Annotated in this window: 13 protein-coding genes; 11 read left to right on the top strand and 2 right to left on the bottom strand. The window is 62.9% G+C overall.

Annotated features, from left to right (window positions below):
* Positions 1 to 15: 15 nt before the first annotated feature.
* The 6 genes from AC5J09_RS27670 to AC5J09_RS27645 all read left to right on the top strand — a co-directional run bounded on the left by AC5J09_RS27670 (position 16) and on the right by AC5J09_RS27645 (position 7,502).
* Entirely contained in the window at positions 16 to 840 is an 825-nt protein-coding gene (locus tag AC5J09_RS27670) for a carbohydrate ABC transporter permease (protein WP_010970356.1), read from the top strand.
* Positions 840 to 1,259 carry a DUF2160 domain-containing protein gene (locus AC5J09_RS27665; protein ID WP_494299041.1) on the top strand — a complete coding sequence of 140 codons (420 nt, stop codon included), beginning with the start codon at positions 840 to 842 and terminating at the stop codon, positions 1,257 to 1,259. The genes AC5J09_RS27670 and AC5J09_RS27665 overlap by 1 nt, the downstream gene beginning before the upstream one ends.
* Positions 1,260 to 1,340: 81 nt before the next feature.
* Positions 1,341 to 3,065, top strand: a complete 1,725-nt coding sequence (locus AC5J09_RS27660) for an ABC transporter substrate-binding protein (protein WP_018097262.1) — start codon at positions 1,341 to 1,343, stop codon at positions 3,063 to 3,065.
* A 258-nt stretch (positions 3,066 to 3,323) separates the two neighbouring features.
* A complete protein-coding gene (locus AC5J09_RS27655) occupies positions 3,324 to 4,796 on the top strand; it encodes a nucleobase:cation symporter-2 family protein (RefSeq protein WP_494299040.1) in 1,473 nt (490 codons plus the stop codon).
* A gap of 190 nt (positions 4,797 to 4,986) precedes the next feature.
* The gene (locus AC5J09_RS27650; protein ID WP_494299039.1) at positions 4,987 to 6,471 is read left to right on the top strand and encodes a nucleobase:cation symporter-2 family protein; all 1,485 of its coding nucleotides are present in this window, start codon (positions 4,987 to 4,989) and stop codon (positions 6,469 to 6,471) included.
* Between the two features lie 125 nt (positions 6,472 to 6,596).
* The gene (locus AC5J09_RS27645) at positions 6,597 to 7,502 is read left to right on the top strand and encodes a DMT family transporter (protein ID WP_494299038.1); all 906 of its coding nucleotides are present in this window, start codon (positions 6,597 to 6,599) and stop codon (positions 7,500 to 7,502) included.
* Between the two features lie 6 nt (positions 7,503 to 7,508).
* Here AC5J09_RS27645 and AC5J09_RS27640 read toward each other — a convergent pair whose 3' ends face one another.
* The gene (locus AC5J09_RS27640; protein ID WP_018097266.1) at positions 7,509 to 7,937 is read right to left on the bottom strand and encodes a Fur family transcriptional regulator; all 429 of its coding nucleotides are present in this window, start codon (positions 7,935 to 7,937) and stop codon (positions 7,509 to 7,511) included.
* A gap of 121 nt (positions 7,938 to 8,058) precedes the next feature.
* Between AC5J09_RS27640 and AC5J09_RS27635 the strand changes: the two genes are divergently transcribed.
* The 5 genes from AC5J09_RS27635 (at position 8,059) to AC5J09_RS27615 (ending at position 12,615) form a co-directional block, all read left to right on the top strand.
* Positions 8,059 to 8,964 carry a metal ABC transporter substrate-binding protein gene (locus AC5J09_RS27635; RefSeq protein WP_018097267.1) on the top strand — a complete coding sequence of 302 codons (906 nt, stop codon included), beginning with the start codon at positions 8,059 to 8,061 and terminating at the stop codon, positions 8,962 to 8,964.
* A complete protein-coding gene (locus tag AC5J09_RS27630) occupies positions 8,961 to 9,896 on the top strand; it encodes a manganese/iron ABC transporter ATP-binding protein (RefSeq protein ID WP_127710646.1) in 936 nt (311 codons plus the stop codon). Before AC5J09_RS27635 ends, AC5J09_RS27630 begins: the two co-directional genes overlap by 4 nt.
* Positions 9,893 to 10,750, top strand: coding sequence for a metal ABC transporter permease (locus AC5J09_RS27625; protein ID WP_018097269.1), 858 nt, complete (start codon positions 9,893 to 9,895; stop codon positions 10,748 to 10,750). The genes AC5J09_RS27630 and AC5J09_RS27625 overlap by 4 nt, the downstream gene beginning before the upstream one ends.
* The gene (locus AC5J09_RS27620; protein WP_494299037.1) at positions 10,747 to 11,601 is read left to right on the top strand and encodes a metal ABC transporter permease; all 855 of its coding nucleotides are present in this window, start codon (positions 10,747 to 10,749) and stop codon (positions 11,599 to 11,601) included. The genes AC5J09_RS27625 and AC5J09_RS27620 overlap by 4 nt, the downstream gene beginning before the upstream one ends.
* A gap of 129 nt (positions 11,602 to 11,730) precedes the next feature.
* Positions 11,731 to 12,615: a DUF6030 family protein gene (locus tag AC5J09_RS27615; protein ID WP_494299036.1), complete on the top strand. Its 885-nt coding sequence runs from the start codon at positions 11,731 to 11,733 to the stop codon at positions 12,613 to 12,615.
* Between the two features lie 14 nt (positions 12,616 to 12,629).
* Here the strand turns inward: AC5J09_RS27615 and AC5J09_RS27610 are convergent, their stop codons facing one another.
* Complete coding sequence (locus tag AC5J09_RS27610) at positions 12,630 to 13,061, bottom strand: Lrp/AsnC family transcriptional regulator (protein ID WP_033047599.1); 432 nt, start codon at positions 13,059 to 13,061, stop codon at positions 12,630 to 12,632.
* Between the last annotated feature and the right edge of the window lie 72 nt (positions 13,062 to 13,133).

The raw sequence follows: 13,133 nt of genomic DNA, 5'->3' as shown, positions 1-13,133 counted from the left end.
GAGGGAGGAGACATCATGATGACCAACAAGCAACCACTTTCGCAGCGCCTCTCCTGGCTGGTGCCGACGATCTACATCGTCTTCCTGCTCCTGCCGATCTACTGGCTCGTCAATATGAGCTTCAAGGAGACGAGCGAGATCCTCAGCACCTTCTCGCTGTGGCCGCAGAATCCGACGCTTCGGAACTATGCGGTGATCTTTACCGATCCCTCCTGGTACAACGGCTACATCAATTCGATCACCTATGTCGTCCTGAACACGCTGATCTCGGTGACGGTGGCGCTGCCGGCAGCCTACGCCTTTTCGCGCTACCGCTTCCTCGGCGACAAGCACCTGTTCTTCTGGCTGCTCACCAACCGGATGGCGCCGCCGGCGGTTTTCGCGCTGCCCTTCTTCCAGCTCTATTCCGCCTTCGGTCTCATCGACACGCACATCGCGGTGGCGATCGCGCATTGCCTGTTCAACGTGCCGCTCGCCGTCTGGATCCTGGAAGGCTTCATGTCCGGCGTGCCGAAGGAGATCGACGAGACCGCCTATATCGACGGCTACTCCTTCCCGCGTTTCTTCGTGAAGATCTTCGTGCCCCTGATCGCGTCCGGCATCGGCGTGGCGGCCTTCTTCTGCTTCATGTTCTCGTGGGTCGAGCTGCTGATCGCCCGCACCCTGACGACGACCGACGCCAAGCCGATCGCCGCGACGATGACGCGCACGGTCTCCGCCTCCGGTCTCGACTGGGGCGTGCTCGCCGCCGCCGGCGTTCTGACGATCATCCCCGGCGCGCTGGTCATCTATTTCGTTCGCAACTACATCGCCAAGGGCTTCGCCCTGGGGAGGGTCTGATGGCAACCGTCGCCACTCGCAAGAACCGCTGGCCCGTCGCGCTTGCCGCCGTGCTCGTCGTCTATCTCATCGCGGCCGGCCTGCTTTTTTCCGTTCTGCCGGCCAAGGACGGCAAGACCGACTGGTTCGCCCCGCTGATCCCCGGCGGCTGGATGGCCTGGTCTTTCCCTACCGCCATGTTCTTTCTGACGATCTTCGCGCTCCTGTCGCTGATGGCCGTCTGGGAATATGCCCGGCCGGGCGGAAACCCGCGCGTCGGCATCCTGCGCTTCGAGACGACCCGCGGCGACCGGCTCTTCGTGTCGCTGCTCGGAAGCGCATTCATTCACCTCGCCTGGCTGGGGCTGGTCGGCGCAAATCTCTGGTGGGCGGTCGCCCTGTCGGTGATCTATGCGGTCGGCGTCTTCCGCTACGTCTGAGGAACCAAAAGAAGGGCGCTCACCGCGGGCGCCCTTTGAAACTGCAAGTGAACGCAATCGCAAAACCCAAGGGAGGATTTAATGCGAAGGCACCTTTTGACAACGACGGCGGCTATGCTGCTGGCATTTACCGGCTCGGCATTTGCCGGGATGGACGAGGCAAAGCAGTTCCTGGACAAGGAAGTCGGCGACATGTCCTCGCTCGACCGCGCCGCCCAGGAAGCGGAAATGCAATGGTTCGTCGATGCGGCAAAGCCTTTTGCCGGCATGGAGATCAAGGTCGTTTCCGAAACGATCACCACGCATGAATACGAATCGAAGGTTCTGGCACCCGCCTTTACCGCGATCACCGGCATCAAGATCACCCATGACCTGATCGGCGAAGGCGACGTGGTCGAAAAACTGCAGACGCAGATGCAGTCGGGCGAGAACGTCTATGACGCCTATATCAACGACTCTGACCTGATCGGCACGCATTGGCGCTACCAGCAGGCCCGCAGCCTGACCGACTTCATGGCGAACGAGGGCAAGGATGTCACCAACCCCAACCTCGACATAGACGACTTCATCGGCAAATCCTTCACGACCGCGCCGGACGGCAAGCTCTACCAGCTTCCCGATCAGCAGTTCGCGAACCTCTATTGGTTCCGCTACGACTGGTTCAACGACGAGAAAAACAAGGCGGACTTCAAGGCCAAGTACGGCTACGAACTCGGCGTTCCGGTCAACTGGTCGGCCTATGAGGACATCGCCGAGTTCTTCACCGGGCGCGAGATCGACGGCAAGAAGGTCTATGGCCACATGGACTACGGCAAGAAGGACCCGTCGCTGGGCTGGCGCTTCACCGATGCCTGGCTGTCGATGGCCGGCAACGGCGACAAGGGCATCCCGAACGGCAAGCCGGTCGACGAGTGGGGCATCAAGGTCGACGAGAACTCGCGGCCCGTCGGATCCTGCGTCGCGCGCGGCGGCGACACCAACGGCCCGGCCTCGGTCTACGCCATCCAGAAATATCTCGACTGGATGAAGGCCTATGCGCCGGCTGCTGCCCAGGGCATGACCTTCTCGGAATCCGGTCCGGTACCATCGCAGGGCGAGGTCGCCCAGCAGATGTTCACCTATACGGCCTTCACCGCCGATTTCGTGAAGGAAGGCCTGCCGGTCGTGAACGAGGACGGCACACCGAAGTGGCGTTTTGCCCCGAGCCCGCACGGCGTCTACTGGAAGGACGGCATGAAGCTCGGCTACCAGGACGCCGGGTCCTGGACGCTGCTGAAGTCGACGCCGGACGATCGCGCCAAGGCCGCCTGGCTCTATGCGCAGTTCGTGACGTCGAAGACGGTGGACGTTAAGAAGAGCCATGTCGGCCTGACCTTCATCCGCCAGTCGACGCTCGACCATCAGAGCTTCACCGACCGCGCCCCGAAGCTCGGCGGCCTGATCGAGTTCTACCGTTCACCGGCCCGCCTGCAGTGGTCGCCGACCGGAACGAACGTGCCCGACTATCCGAAGCTGGCACAGCTCTGGTGGCAGGCGATCGGCGACGCTTCCTCCGGCGCGAAAACCGCCCAGGAAGCCATGGACTCGCTCTGCGCCGAGCAGGAAAAGGTGCTGCAGCGCCTGGAACGTGCCGGCGTCCAGGGCGACATCGGTCCGAAGCTCGCCGAAGAGCACGATCTGGAATACTGGAACGCCGAAGCCGTAAAGGCCGGCAACCTCGCACCGCAGCTCAAGATCGAGAACGAGAAGGAAAAGCCGACCACCGTCAACTACGACGAGCTGGTCAAGAGCTGGCAGACGAACTGATCGACAGACGCTGCGCGATCCGTCGGCGGCGTTGTTAAAGGGAGATGCGGCACCGGGGCTGGAAACGGCCCCGGTTTTTTCGTTTCGAATCGAGGGGGCCACCCCACGCCCGCCGCTGCGCTCACCGCAGCATTACCGCCCGCCAGACGAAAACTGTTTCCCCTATTTCGGTAAGGCAGCGCCTCATCGTCGCTGACATTATTCGCCACCTTCTTCGTAAGAAGTGGATGACATGCAAAGGTATTGGAGGAGATTACCTTGGCAAACAGTGCAGAGGAAACCCTATCACCAACGCGTCCGGAGGATGAGAAGCTCGGAATCGGCGCCAATCTGGCCTATGGCCTGCAACACGTGCTGACGATGTATGGAGGCATCGTCGCCGTGCCCCTGATACTGGGTCAGGCCGCAGGCCTTAGCCCCGGCGACATCGGCCTGCTCATCACTGCATCCTTATTTGCCGGCGGCCTCGCCACCATCTTGCAAACAATCGGCCTGCCCTTCTTCGGAAGCCAGTTGCCGCTGGTCCAGGGCGTTTCCTTTTCCGGCGTGGCGACGATGATCGCCATTTCCGGCAATGGGGGGCTCCAGTCGGTGCTCGGCGCCGTCATTGCCGCCTCGCTGATCGGCCTGCTGATAACGCCTGTATTTTCGCGGATCACCCGCTTCTTTCCGCCGCTCGTCACCGGAATCGTGATCACCACCATAGGACTGACGCTGATGCCGGTGGCCGCGCGCTGGGCCATGGGCGGGAACAGCAGTGCCCCCGATTTCGGCAGTCCCGCCAATATCCAGCTTGCAGCGGTCACGCTCGTCATCGTGCTCCTGCTCAGCAAGCTCGGAAGCGCCGCGATCTCGCGGCTCTCGATCCTGCTCGCCCTGATCATCGGGACGGTGATAGCCTATTTCGCCGGCATGGCTGATTTCTCGCAGGTAACCGAAGGGCCTTTCTTCGCGCTTCCGCTGGTTTTCCACTTCGGCTATCCGACCTTCGAAGTCGCGGCGATCGCCTCGATGTTCATCGTCATCATGGTGACGCTGGTCGAGACTTCGGCGGACATTCTGGCGGTCGGCGAGATCATCGAAACGAAGGTGGATTCGCGCCGGCTCGGCGACGGACTCAGGGCCGACATGCTGTCGAGCCTGCTCGCTCCGATCTTCGGCTCCTTCACCCAGAGCGCCTTTGCCCAGAATGTCGGGCTGGTGGCGGTCACCGGAGTCAAGAGCCGCTATGTCGTTGCAACCGGCGGCCTGTTTCTCGTCACGCTCGGTCTTCTGCCGGTCATGGGCCGCATCGTCGCGGCGGTTCCGAGTTCGGTGCTCGGCGGCGCCGGCATCGTGCTCTTCGGCACGGTCGCCGCGAGCGGCATCCGCACCCTGTCGAAGGTGGACTACGCCAACAACATGAACCTTGTCATCGTCGCGACCTCGATCGGCTTCGGCATGATCCCGATCGCCTCGCCGACCTTCTACGAGCATTTCCCGGCCTGGGTCGAGACGATCTTCCATTCCGGCATCAGCTCCGCCGCGCTGATGGCGATCGGCCTCAACCTGATCTTCAACCATATGACCGCCGGGAACTCGGACCAGCAATCGGTGTTCGTCGCCGGGACGGAGCGGACGCTCCGCTACCAGGACATCGCGCGACTGCACGACGGCGACTATTTCCTCAACGGCAAGCTCTACGACGCCAACGGCACGGAAGTGCGCGTGCTTGCCGCGGAAGCGCATTGACGGCCGGCAAGCCGTTCCCCTGAACGCGATCCGGGCGCATGTCCGGATCGCCCGCGATGCGCCCGATTACCCTCGAAAATCCGAAAGTGTTTTCACTTCCTGCACCCTTGCGGCATGCTCCCGCGGCGCGAAAAATTCCCCTCCCCGTTGGAGGACGGGAACGGACGGTGGCGGCGATGGAGGAGGAACCATGAACGACGCATCCAGCATACATCCCGTGGACGAGCGCCTGCCGATCGGCAGGCTTGCGACCCTCGGGATACAGCATGTTCTTGTCATGTATGGCGGCGCCGTCGCAGTGCCCCTGATCGTCGGCCGGGCGCTGCAGCTGAGCCCGGAGGACGTCGCCTTCCTGATCTCGGCGGACCTGTTCGTCTGCGGCATCGTCACCATCATTCAGTCGCTCGGGCTGACCAGGGGCATAGGCATCCGCCTTCCCGTGATGATGGGCGTCACCTTTGCCGCCGTCGGCCCGATGGTCTCCATGGCCGCCATGACACCCGGGATCGACGGAGCACGGACGATCTTCGGCGCGATCATCGGCGCCGGCCTCGTGGCCCTTTTCATCGCGCCCATCATGGGACGGCTGCTGAAGTTCTTCCCGCCCGTCGTCACCGGCACCATCATTCTCGTCATCGGGGTGACCCTGATGCGCGTCGGCGTCAACTGGATATTCGGCAACCCCTTCGGTCCGACGGCGCCGAAACTCGTCGATCCGGCTCACGCACAATGGCTGGCCGATTTGAAGCAGCTCGCCGCGACCGGCGGTCCGGCCGTGCCGGACGGGCTGGTCCTGGGTGCCACGGTTCCGAACCCGATCTATGCCGAACCGGGCCATGTGGCGCTTGCCGCCTTCGTGCTGGTCTCCATTCTCGTAGTGGCCCGTTTCGGCAAGGGGCTCATCAGCAACATCGCGGTTCTGATCGGCATCGTGATCGGATGCGTCGTGGCAGCCATGCTCGGCATGATGCATTTCGATCGTGTGGCGAGCGCCGGCTGGTTCGCCGTCGTGACCCCATTGCGCTTCGGCATGCCGATCTTCGATCCGGTGCTGATCGCCACCATGTCGCTCGTCATGATCGTCGTGATGATCGAGTCGACCGGCATGTTCCTGGCACTCGGCGAGATGACGAACCGAGAGGTCAAGCAACAGCAATTGACCGCCGGACTTCGGGTGGACGGTCTCGGCACCATCATCGGCGGTCTCTTCAATACATTTCCCTATACAAGCTTTTCGCAGAATGTCGGCCTCGTCGGCGTCACCGGCGTCAAGAGCCGCTACGTCTGCGTGATGGGCGGCGTCATCATGATCCTGCTGGGCGTTGTCCCGAAGATGGGCGCGCTGGTCGAGGCGGTTCCGACCTTCGTTCTCGGCGGCGCGGGGCTCGTGATGTTCGGCATGGTGGCGGCAACCGGCGTCAGGATACTCTCGACGGTCGACTTCAAGTCCTCGCGGAACAACCTGTTCGTAGTCGCCGTCTCCGTCGGCTTCGGCCTCATTCCGATGATCGCTCCCAACTTCCTGATGTGGATGCCGCATGCGATCCATCCCATCATCGAGTCCGGCATAGTGCTGGCGGCGGCCTCGGCCGTCGTGCTCAATGCCTTCTTCAACGGCCTCAGCATCGAGCGTTCCGCATGCGTCGAGGCCGCGCGGTTGGCAGACGGCCATTGAACCGCGATACCCCGCGGGCGAAAGGCCGCGGGGTATGCGCCATACTTCGATCGGCACCGAAGCATCGCAGGGGCTCCGGACGTTAGGAATGGTCCGATGAACAACGATTCACAAGGACCGCATTCATGGACAGGCCACGTCTCACTCTCGAACTGCTTCTGCTCGTCGCCCTGGCAACGCTCTGGGGCGCCTCCTACACCTTCATCAAGATCGGCGTCGAAACCATTCCCCCGGTGACGCTGATCGCCGCGCGAACGCTGCTTGCCGGCATGGTTCTTCTGGCGCTGATCGCATGGCGCGGCCTGACATTGCCGCGCGACGGGGCGATGTGGCGGCGGTTCCTGTTCCAGGCCTGCCTCAACAGCGTCGTCCCATTCACCCTGATCGCCTGGTCGGAGCGTACGATCGATGCCGGCGTCGCGGCCATCCTCAACTCCACGACGCCGATCTTCGCCTTTCTCCTGACGGCGCTGATCACCCGGCACGAGCCCGTTACCGCCCGCAAGTTCCTGGGCGTCCTTGCGGGCCTCGCCGGAATCGCGCTGATCATCGGTCTCGAGGCCTTCCGCGGCATCGGCAATCAGCTCATCCCGCAGCTTGCGGTCGTTCTTGCGACGGTTTGCTATGCCGGCGCGGCGATATTCGGGAAGGGCTTCAGGGGCCTCGATCCGATGATGCCCGCTTGCGGATCGCTTCTCGCGGGTGCGACCCTGCTCATCCCGGCAAGCCTCGTCGTCGATCGGCCCTGGACGCTCGATCCCTCGCCGGAATCGCTGATCGCGCTCCTCTGCCTGTCCGTCTTCTCGACCGCGCTCGCCTTCGTCATCTATTTCCGCCTGATCCACACGCTCGGTTCCGTCGGCGCGACGGCACAGGCCTATGTACGCGTTCCGATCGGCGTTGCGATCGGAGTGGTCTTTCTCGGGGAAACGCTTTCGACCACCGCATGGCTCGGCCTCGGCTGCGTCATCGCCGGCGTCGCCGCCATGACCATGCCGACGCGCCCCAAGATTGCCGCCGTCGGAGGGTAATTCACCTCAGTCCTTGCGCTTCCGGCAATAGAGCTCCAGCCGGTGGCGCACCAGGTCGTAGCCGAGCTCGGCAGCGATCTCCGCCTGCAACTGCTCGATCTTGTCGGAGCGAAACTCGATCACCGCACCCGTTTCGATATCGATCAGGTGATCGTGGTGGGGCGCATCCGCCGTCTCGAAGCGGGCAGTCGCATTCTCGAAGGCATGCCGCTGCACCACCCCTTGCTGCTCCAGCGCCGAAAGCGTGCGGTATACCGTCGAGAGCGACACCGTCGCGTCGATTTCCTTCGCGCGCCGGTGAAGTTCGCTGGCATCCGGGTGGTCCGCGGCCTCGGCCAGAATCTTGAGGATCGCGGCGCGCTGGCGCGTCACACGCACGCCGCCTTCCCGCAGGATTCCTTCCAGTTCCTCGATCCGATTCTTGCTCTGGCTCATCCCGCGACACTAGCCAAGGGGACGCCTTTTGGAAATAGCTAGTTGCAAATGCTTCTCATTTGCATTGACTTATGCAGACCATTCGCCTACCCATATTATGGTTCGCAAAGAGGAGAGCCGGATGATCCATCCAACGAGGCGCATGATCGTGGCGGCCGCAGCGGCGATGGCTGCTCTATCGCTCCTGCCGGCGGCGGCGCGGGCGGCGGAAAAGCTCAAGGCCGTCACCACCTTCACGGTCATCGCCGATATGGCGCAGAACGTCGCGGGCGACGCCGCGGTGGTCGAATCGATCACCAAGCCGGGCGCCGAGATCCACAATTACCAGCCGACGCCCCGCGATATCCTCAAGGCGCATGATGCCGACCTCATTCTCTGGAACGGGCTGAACCTCGAGCTCTGGTTCGAAAGGTTCTTCCAGAACTTCGACGGCGTTCCGGGCGTCGTCGTCTCCGAAGGCGTCGAGCCGATGGGCATCGCCGAGGGCCCATATACCGGCAAACCCAACCCGCACGCCTGGATGTCGCCATCGGCCGCCCTGATCTATGTCGACAATATTCGCGACGCCTTCGTGCAACACGATCCCCCCAATGCCGAGGTCTACAAGGCCAATGCCGAGGCCTACAAGAAGAAGATCGAGGCGGCGGTCGCACCCATCCGCGCCGAGCTCGAAAGGATCCCGGCGGAAAGGCGATGGCTCGTTTCGAGCGAGGGCGCCTTCAGCTATCTCGCCCGCGATTTCGGCATGAAGGAGCTTTATCTTTGGCCGATCAATGCCGACCAGCAAGGCACGCCGCAGCAGGTGCGCAAGGTGATCGACGTGGTTCGAGCTAATCGGATACCCGTCGTCTTCTCCGAAAGCACCATTTCGCCGGACCCCGCTGAGCAGGTCGCGCGGGAGACGGGTGCAAAATACGGAGGCGTGCTCTATGTCGACTCCTTGAGCGAGGCCGACGGCCCCGTTCCGACCTATATCGATCTGCTGCGCGTTACATCGGAAACGATCGCGAAAGGCTTGTCGCAATGAACCTTCAGGAAAAGGCCCGCGCCTATCCGGGAGCTGCTCCGCAAGACGAGGATGGCGGCATTCGCGTCAGCGGTGCTACGGTGACCTACCGCAACGGCCACCGGGCGCTGCGCGACGCCTCCTTCGAAATCCCGACGGGCACCATCGCGGCCCTCGTCGGCGTAAACGGCAGCGGCAAGTCGACGCTGTTCAAAGCGATCATGGGCTTCGTCCGGCTGGCCAAGGGCGACATCTCGATCCTGGGCCTCACCGTGACGCAGGCATTGAAACAGAACCTCGTCGCCTATGTCCCGCAGGCCGAAGAGGTCGACTGGAATTTTCCCGTCCTCGTCGAAGACGTGGTGATGATGGGCCGTTACGGCCATATGAACATGCTGCGCATCCCCAAAAAGGCCGATCACGAGGCGGTCGAGACGGCGCTGGCACGGGTCGGCATGAGCGAGTTCCGCAAGCGCCAGATCGGCGAGCTTTCCGGAGGCCAGAAGAAGCGGGTCTTCCTGGCCCGGGCACTTGCCCAGAACGGCCGCGTCATCCTGCTCGACGAGCCTTTCACGGGGGTCGACGTGAAGACGGAGGACGCTATCATCCGCCTGCTCGTCGCGCTTCGCGAAGAGGGTCGCGTGATGCTCGTCTCCACCCATAATCTCGGAAGCGTGCCGGAATTCTGCGACCGCACCATCCTTCTGAAAAATACGGTGCTCGCCTACGGTCCGACGGAAACCACCTTCACCCGCGAAAACCTGGAGCTCGCCTTCGGGGGCGTCCTGCGTCACTTCGTGCTCGGCGGAGAGAACCTCCATGACGATGCCGATCCACGCCAGCTCTCTGTCATCAGCGACGACGAGCGTCCGCTCGTCATGTATGGCGCCCGCGACCGCATGGTTGCGCAGCCGGCCAAACCGGAATCGGATTCCGAGGCGGACTCCGAATGATCGCCACGCTCATCGAGCCGTTCGCCTATAGCTACATGGTGAATGCCATGTGGGTAAGCGCACTCGTGGGCGCGGTCTGCGCGTTCCTTTCGGCCTATCTCATGCTGAAGGGCTGGTCGCTGATCGGCGATGCGCTCTCCCATTCGATCGTGCCGGGCGTCGCCGGGGCCTACATGCTCGGGCTTCCATTCTCGCTGGGCGCCTTCTTTTCCGGTGCGCTTGCCGCCGGTGCCATGCTGTTCCTCAACCAGCGCACGCGGCTGAAGGAGGACACGATCATCGGCCTGATCTTCACCTCCTTCTTCGGCCTCGGCCTGTTCATGGTCTCTCTGTCGCCGACCTCGGTGAACATCCAGACGATCGTGCTCGGCAATATCCTCGCCATCACGCCGGCCGACACGTTGCAGCTCGCCATCATCGGCATCGTCTCGCTGCTGATCCTGTCCGCGAAGTGGAAGGACCTAATGGTGACTTTCTTCGACGAAAGCCACGCCCGCTCGATCGGCATCAACACCACCTTCCTGAAGGTGCTCTTCTTCACCCTCCTTTCGGCTTCGACCGTGGCGGCGCTGCAGACAGTCGGCGCCTTCCTGGTCATCGCCATGGTCGTCACCCCCGGCGCGACAGCCTATCTCCTGACCGATCGTTTTCCGCGGCTGATCGTGATCAGCGTCGCGATCGGGGCCCTGACGAGCTTCGTCGGCGCCTATGCGAGCTACTTCCTCGACGGCGCAACCGGGGGGATCATCATCGTCCTGCAGACTGCGATCTTTCTGTTCGCCTTCGTATTTGCCCCGAAACACGGGCTGCTCGCTGCACGCCGCCGCGCATCCGAGGCTCTGGAGACCGCATGATGCCTTCGCTCGACATGCTCCTTGCCGTTTTCGAGTTCGAGTTCATGCGCAATGCGCTCCTGATCTCGGTCCTGGTCGCGATTCCGACGGCGATGCTCTCCTGTTTCCTGGTCCTCAAGGGCTGGTCGCTGATGGGCGACGCGATCTCGCATGCGGTCTTTCCCGGCGTCGTCGTCTCCTACATTGTCGGCCTGCCGCTCGCCGTTGGCGCCTTTACGGCCGGCATGTGCTGCGCACTCTTGACCGGCTATCTGAAGGAAAACAGCCGCATCAAGCAGGACACGGTGATGGGCGTCGTCTTTTCCGGCATGTTCGGCCTTGGCCTTGTGCTCTACACCAAGATCCAGAGCGACGTGCATCTCGATCACATCCTCTTCGGCGACATGCTCGGCATCGGCTGGGGCGACATTCTGGAGACGGGCCTCATCGCGCTTCTCGCCGCCGGCATTCTCGGCCTGAAGTGGCGCGATCTGCTGCTCCACGCCTTCGATCCGGCTCAGGCACGCGCGATCGGTCTGAGGGTCGGTTGGCTGCACTACGGACTGCTGGCGATCCTGTCGCTGACGATCGTCGGCGCCCTCAAGGCCGTCGGGCTGATCCTGGCCATCGCCATGCTCATTGCCCCCGGCGCGATCGCCTATCTCGTCACGCGGACGTTTGGCCACATGCTGGCGGTCGCGGTGATCGTCGCCGTCGCCGCCTCCTTCTGCGGCGTCTATCTCTCCTTCTTCATCGACAGCGCACCGGCACCCACCATCGTCCTTCTGATGACGGCGATATTCCTGCTCGCCTTCGCCTATTCCACCTGGAAGGTGGCACGCGCCGAAGCGCAGCGGTCAAGCGTGGAATAGAAGGAAGGAAGACCTCTCTTTCACCTCTTGGACGCCGGCGCCATGATCCCTTATGGTGCGCCACGACTGAAGGTTTGGAGCGGTCCGGTGGAATGCCGTGATCTTCCCGTGGCGGAGCGACGGCGCAAGATGGAGAGGAAACAGCAAAGCCGTTCCGGCATCGCTTTCTTCCTCGTCGCCGTGGGGCTCGTCTTTACGGCGATCGCCGCGACCGTGCTCCTGGCCAACGAACAGCGCCACCTGAAGCAGCTGCTCACGGGGCTGGGTTTCGTGATGACGCCGCCGCAAGCGGAGCGGCCGCCGGAGACTGCCCGCGGTCCACGCAAAAAGCCCGAACCGCCAAAGGCACTCCTGCCCGCCCACATTTTCGCGGATCTTGCAACGCCGGAACAGCAATTCATCCGTCAGATCCGCAGCGACCCGCGGGCGCTTTGCGAGGGACTAAGGGAAGCCGGCTTCCGCGACCTCGAATGGAAATCAGCCGAGAGCGGCCGCTGGGAGTGCTCGTCGCTCGTTCCCTTTGCCCGCCCGGGCCAGGAGCCGAGCTCGTCCATCTTTATCCTGGTCAAGGGCCGTGGCGAGGAGGAGATCACCTCCTTTCGCGTAAAACTCAACATCGAGCACAGCGGGGACACACCGGTCGTCACCAGCGCTGCTGCCAAGGCGGCATCCGTCTTCTTGAGGGAGGTTCGTTGGGCCGGGAGCGCAAGCGTCACTCTCCAGATCCAGGGCCTCCAGGAATTCGACCTCAAGCGCTTCGGCAGTCGTATCCAGTTCAAGCGGGAAATGGGGGACACGCCCCGCTACAACTTCCTTGCCAATCAGGCCGCACGCGCGCGGCCGAAGAGCATCGCCGAGCTCTATTTCGACCGCGATAAATGGCTGGTCCCGGGCGACGGCGCGAGCGTTTCCTATATCCGGGGCCCAAGCGCCTGGACGCGGCCGGTCCAATCGGCAGAACCGCAGAGTGCAGCGGGGCAGCCTGCCGGTCGGGGCGCAACGCCCGAGCATTGATGCGAACCTGCGTATCAGCGATCGATGCGCGTCGAGAGAATGATGGAGGACAGGGTCTTTTCGACACCCTCGATTTCGCCGATCCGGTCGATCAACAGGTCCAGCTCGCTGATCGAAGCTGCAGCGACGACCGCGATCAGATCGAAGCTGCCGCTGACGGAATGCAGCATGCGGATTTCGCGAATGGCGGCGAGCTCGGGCGTGACCCGACCGAGCGCCCGCGGTGCAATCGTGATCAGAACATGCGCTCGCACGAGGCCTTTCTCGTAGTTTTCCGAGAGGCGCACGCCATAGCCTGCGATCACCCCCTCGCGCTCCAGCCGCTCGATGCGCGCCTGCACCGTGGTGCGCGACAGGCCGAGCCGGCGGGCGATCGTCGCCGTCGGCATGCGGGCGTTCTCGCTCAGTATGGCGAGGAGTTCGCGATCCTTGTCCGTTACATGCATATCGTCGACCTTGATCGGCAAAATGCCGAATACAGACCGACGATTTAACCATATCGACGCTTCAAATCAATA

Source organism: Sinorhizobium sp., from assembly GCF_059070375.1.
Note: the sequence above shows the minus strand (reverse complement) of the source record. Positions and strands in the feature narration are given on the sequence as shown.

Bases quoted from the DNA above. Each gene is read 5' to 3' on its own strand.
- AC5J09_RS27670 (WP_010970356.1), top strand. From the start codon at position 16: ATGATGACCAACAAGCAACCACTTTCGCAGCGCCTCTCCTGGCTGGTG.
- AC5J09_RS27665 (WP_494299041.1), top strand. From the start codon at position 840: ATGGCAACCGTCGCCACTCGCAAGAACCGCTGGCCCGTCGCGCTTGCC.
- AC5J09_RS27660 (WP_018097262.1), top strand. From the start codon at position 1,341: ATGCGAAGGCACCTTTTGACAACGACGGCGGCTATGCTGCTGGCATTT.
- AC5J09_RS27650 (WP_494299039.1), top strand. From the start codon at position 4,987: ATGAACGACGCATCCAGCATACATCCCGTGGACGAGCGCCTGCCGATC.
- AC5J09_RS27645 (WP_494299038.1), top strand. From the start codon at position 6,597: ATGGACAGGCCACGTCTCACTCTCGAACTGCTTCTGCTCGTCGCCCTG.
- AC5J09_RS27640 (WP_018097266.1), bottom strand. From the start codon at position 7,937: ATGAGCCAGAGCAAGAATCGGATCGAGGAACTGGAAGGAATCCTGCGG.
- AC5J09_RS27635 (WP_018097267.1), top strand. From the start codon at position 8,059: ATGATCCATCCAACGAGGCGCATGATCGTGGCGGCCGCAGCGGCGATG.
- AC5J09_RS27630 (WP_127710646.1), top strand. From the start codon at position 8,961: ATGAACCTTCAGGAAAAGGCCCGCGCCTATCCGGGAGCTGCTCCGCAA.
- AC5J09_RS27625 (WP_018097269.1), top strand. From the start codon at position 9,893: ATGATCGCCACGCTCATCGAGCCGTTCGCCTATAGCTACATGGTGAAT.
- AC5J09_RS27620 (WP_494299037.1), top strand. From the start codon at position 10,747: ATGATGCCTTCGCTCGACATGCTCCTTGCCGTTTTCGAGTTCGAGTTC.
- AC5J09_RS27615 (WP_494299036.1), top strand. From the start codon at position 11,731: ATGGAGAGGAAACAGCAAAGCCGTTCCGGCATCGCTTTCTTCCTCGTC.
- AC5J09_RS27610 (WP_033047599.1), bottom strand. From the start codon at position 13,061: ATGCATGTAACGGACAAGGATCGCGAACTCCTCGCCATACTGAGCGAG.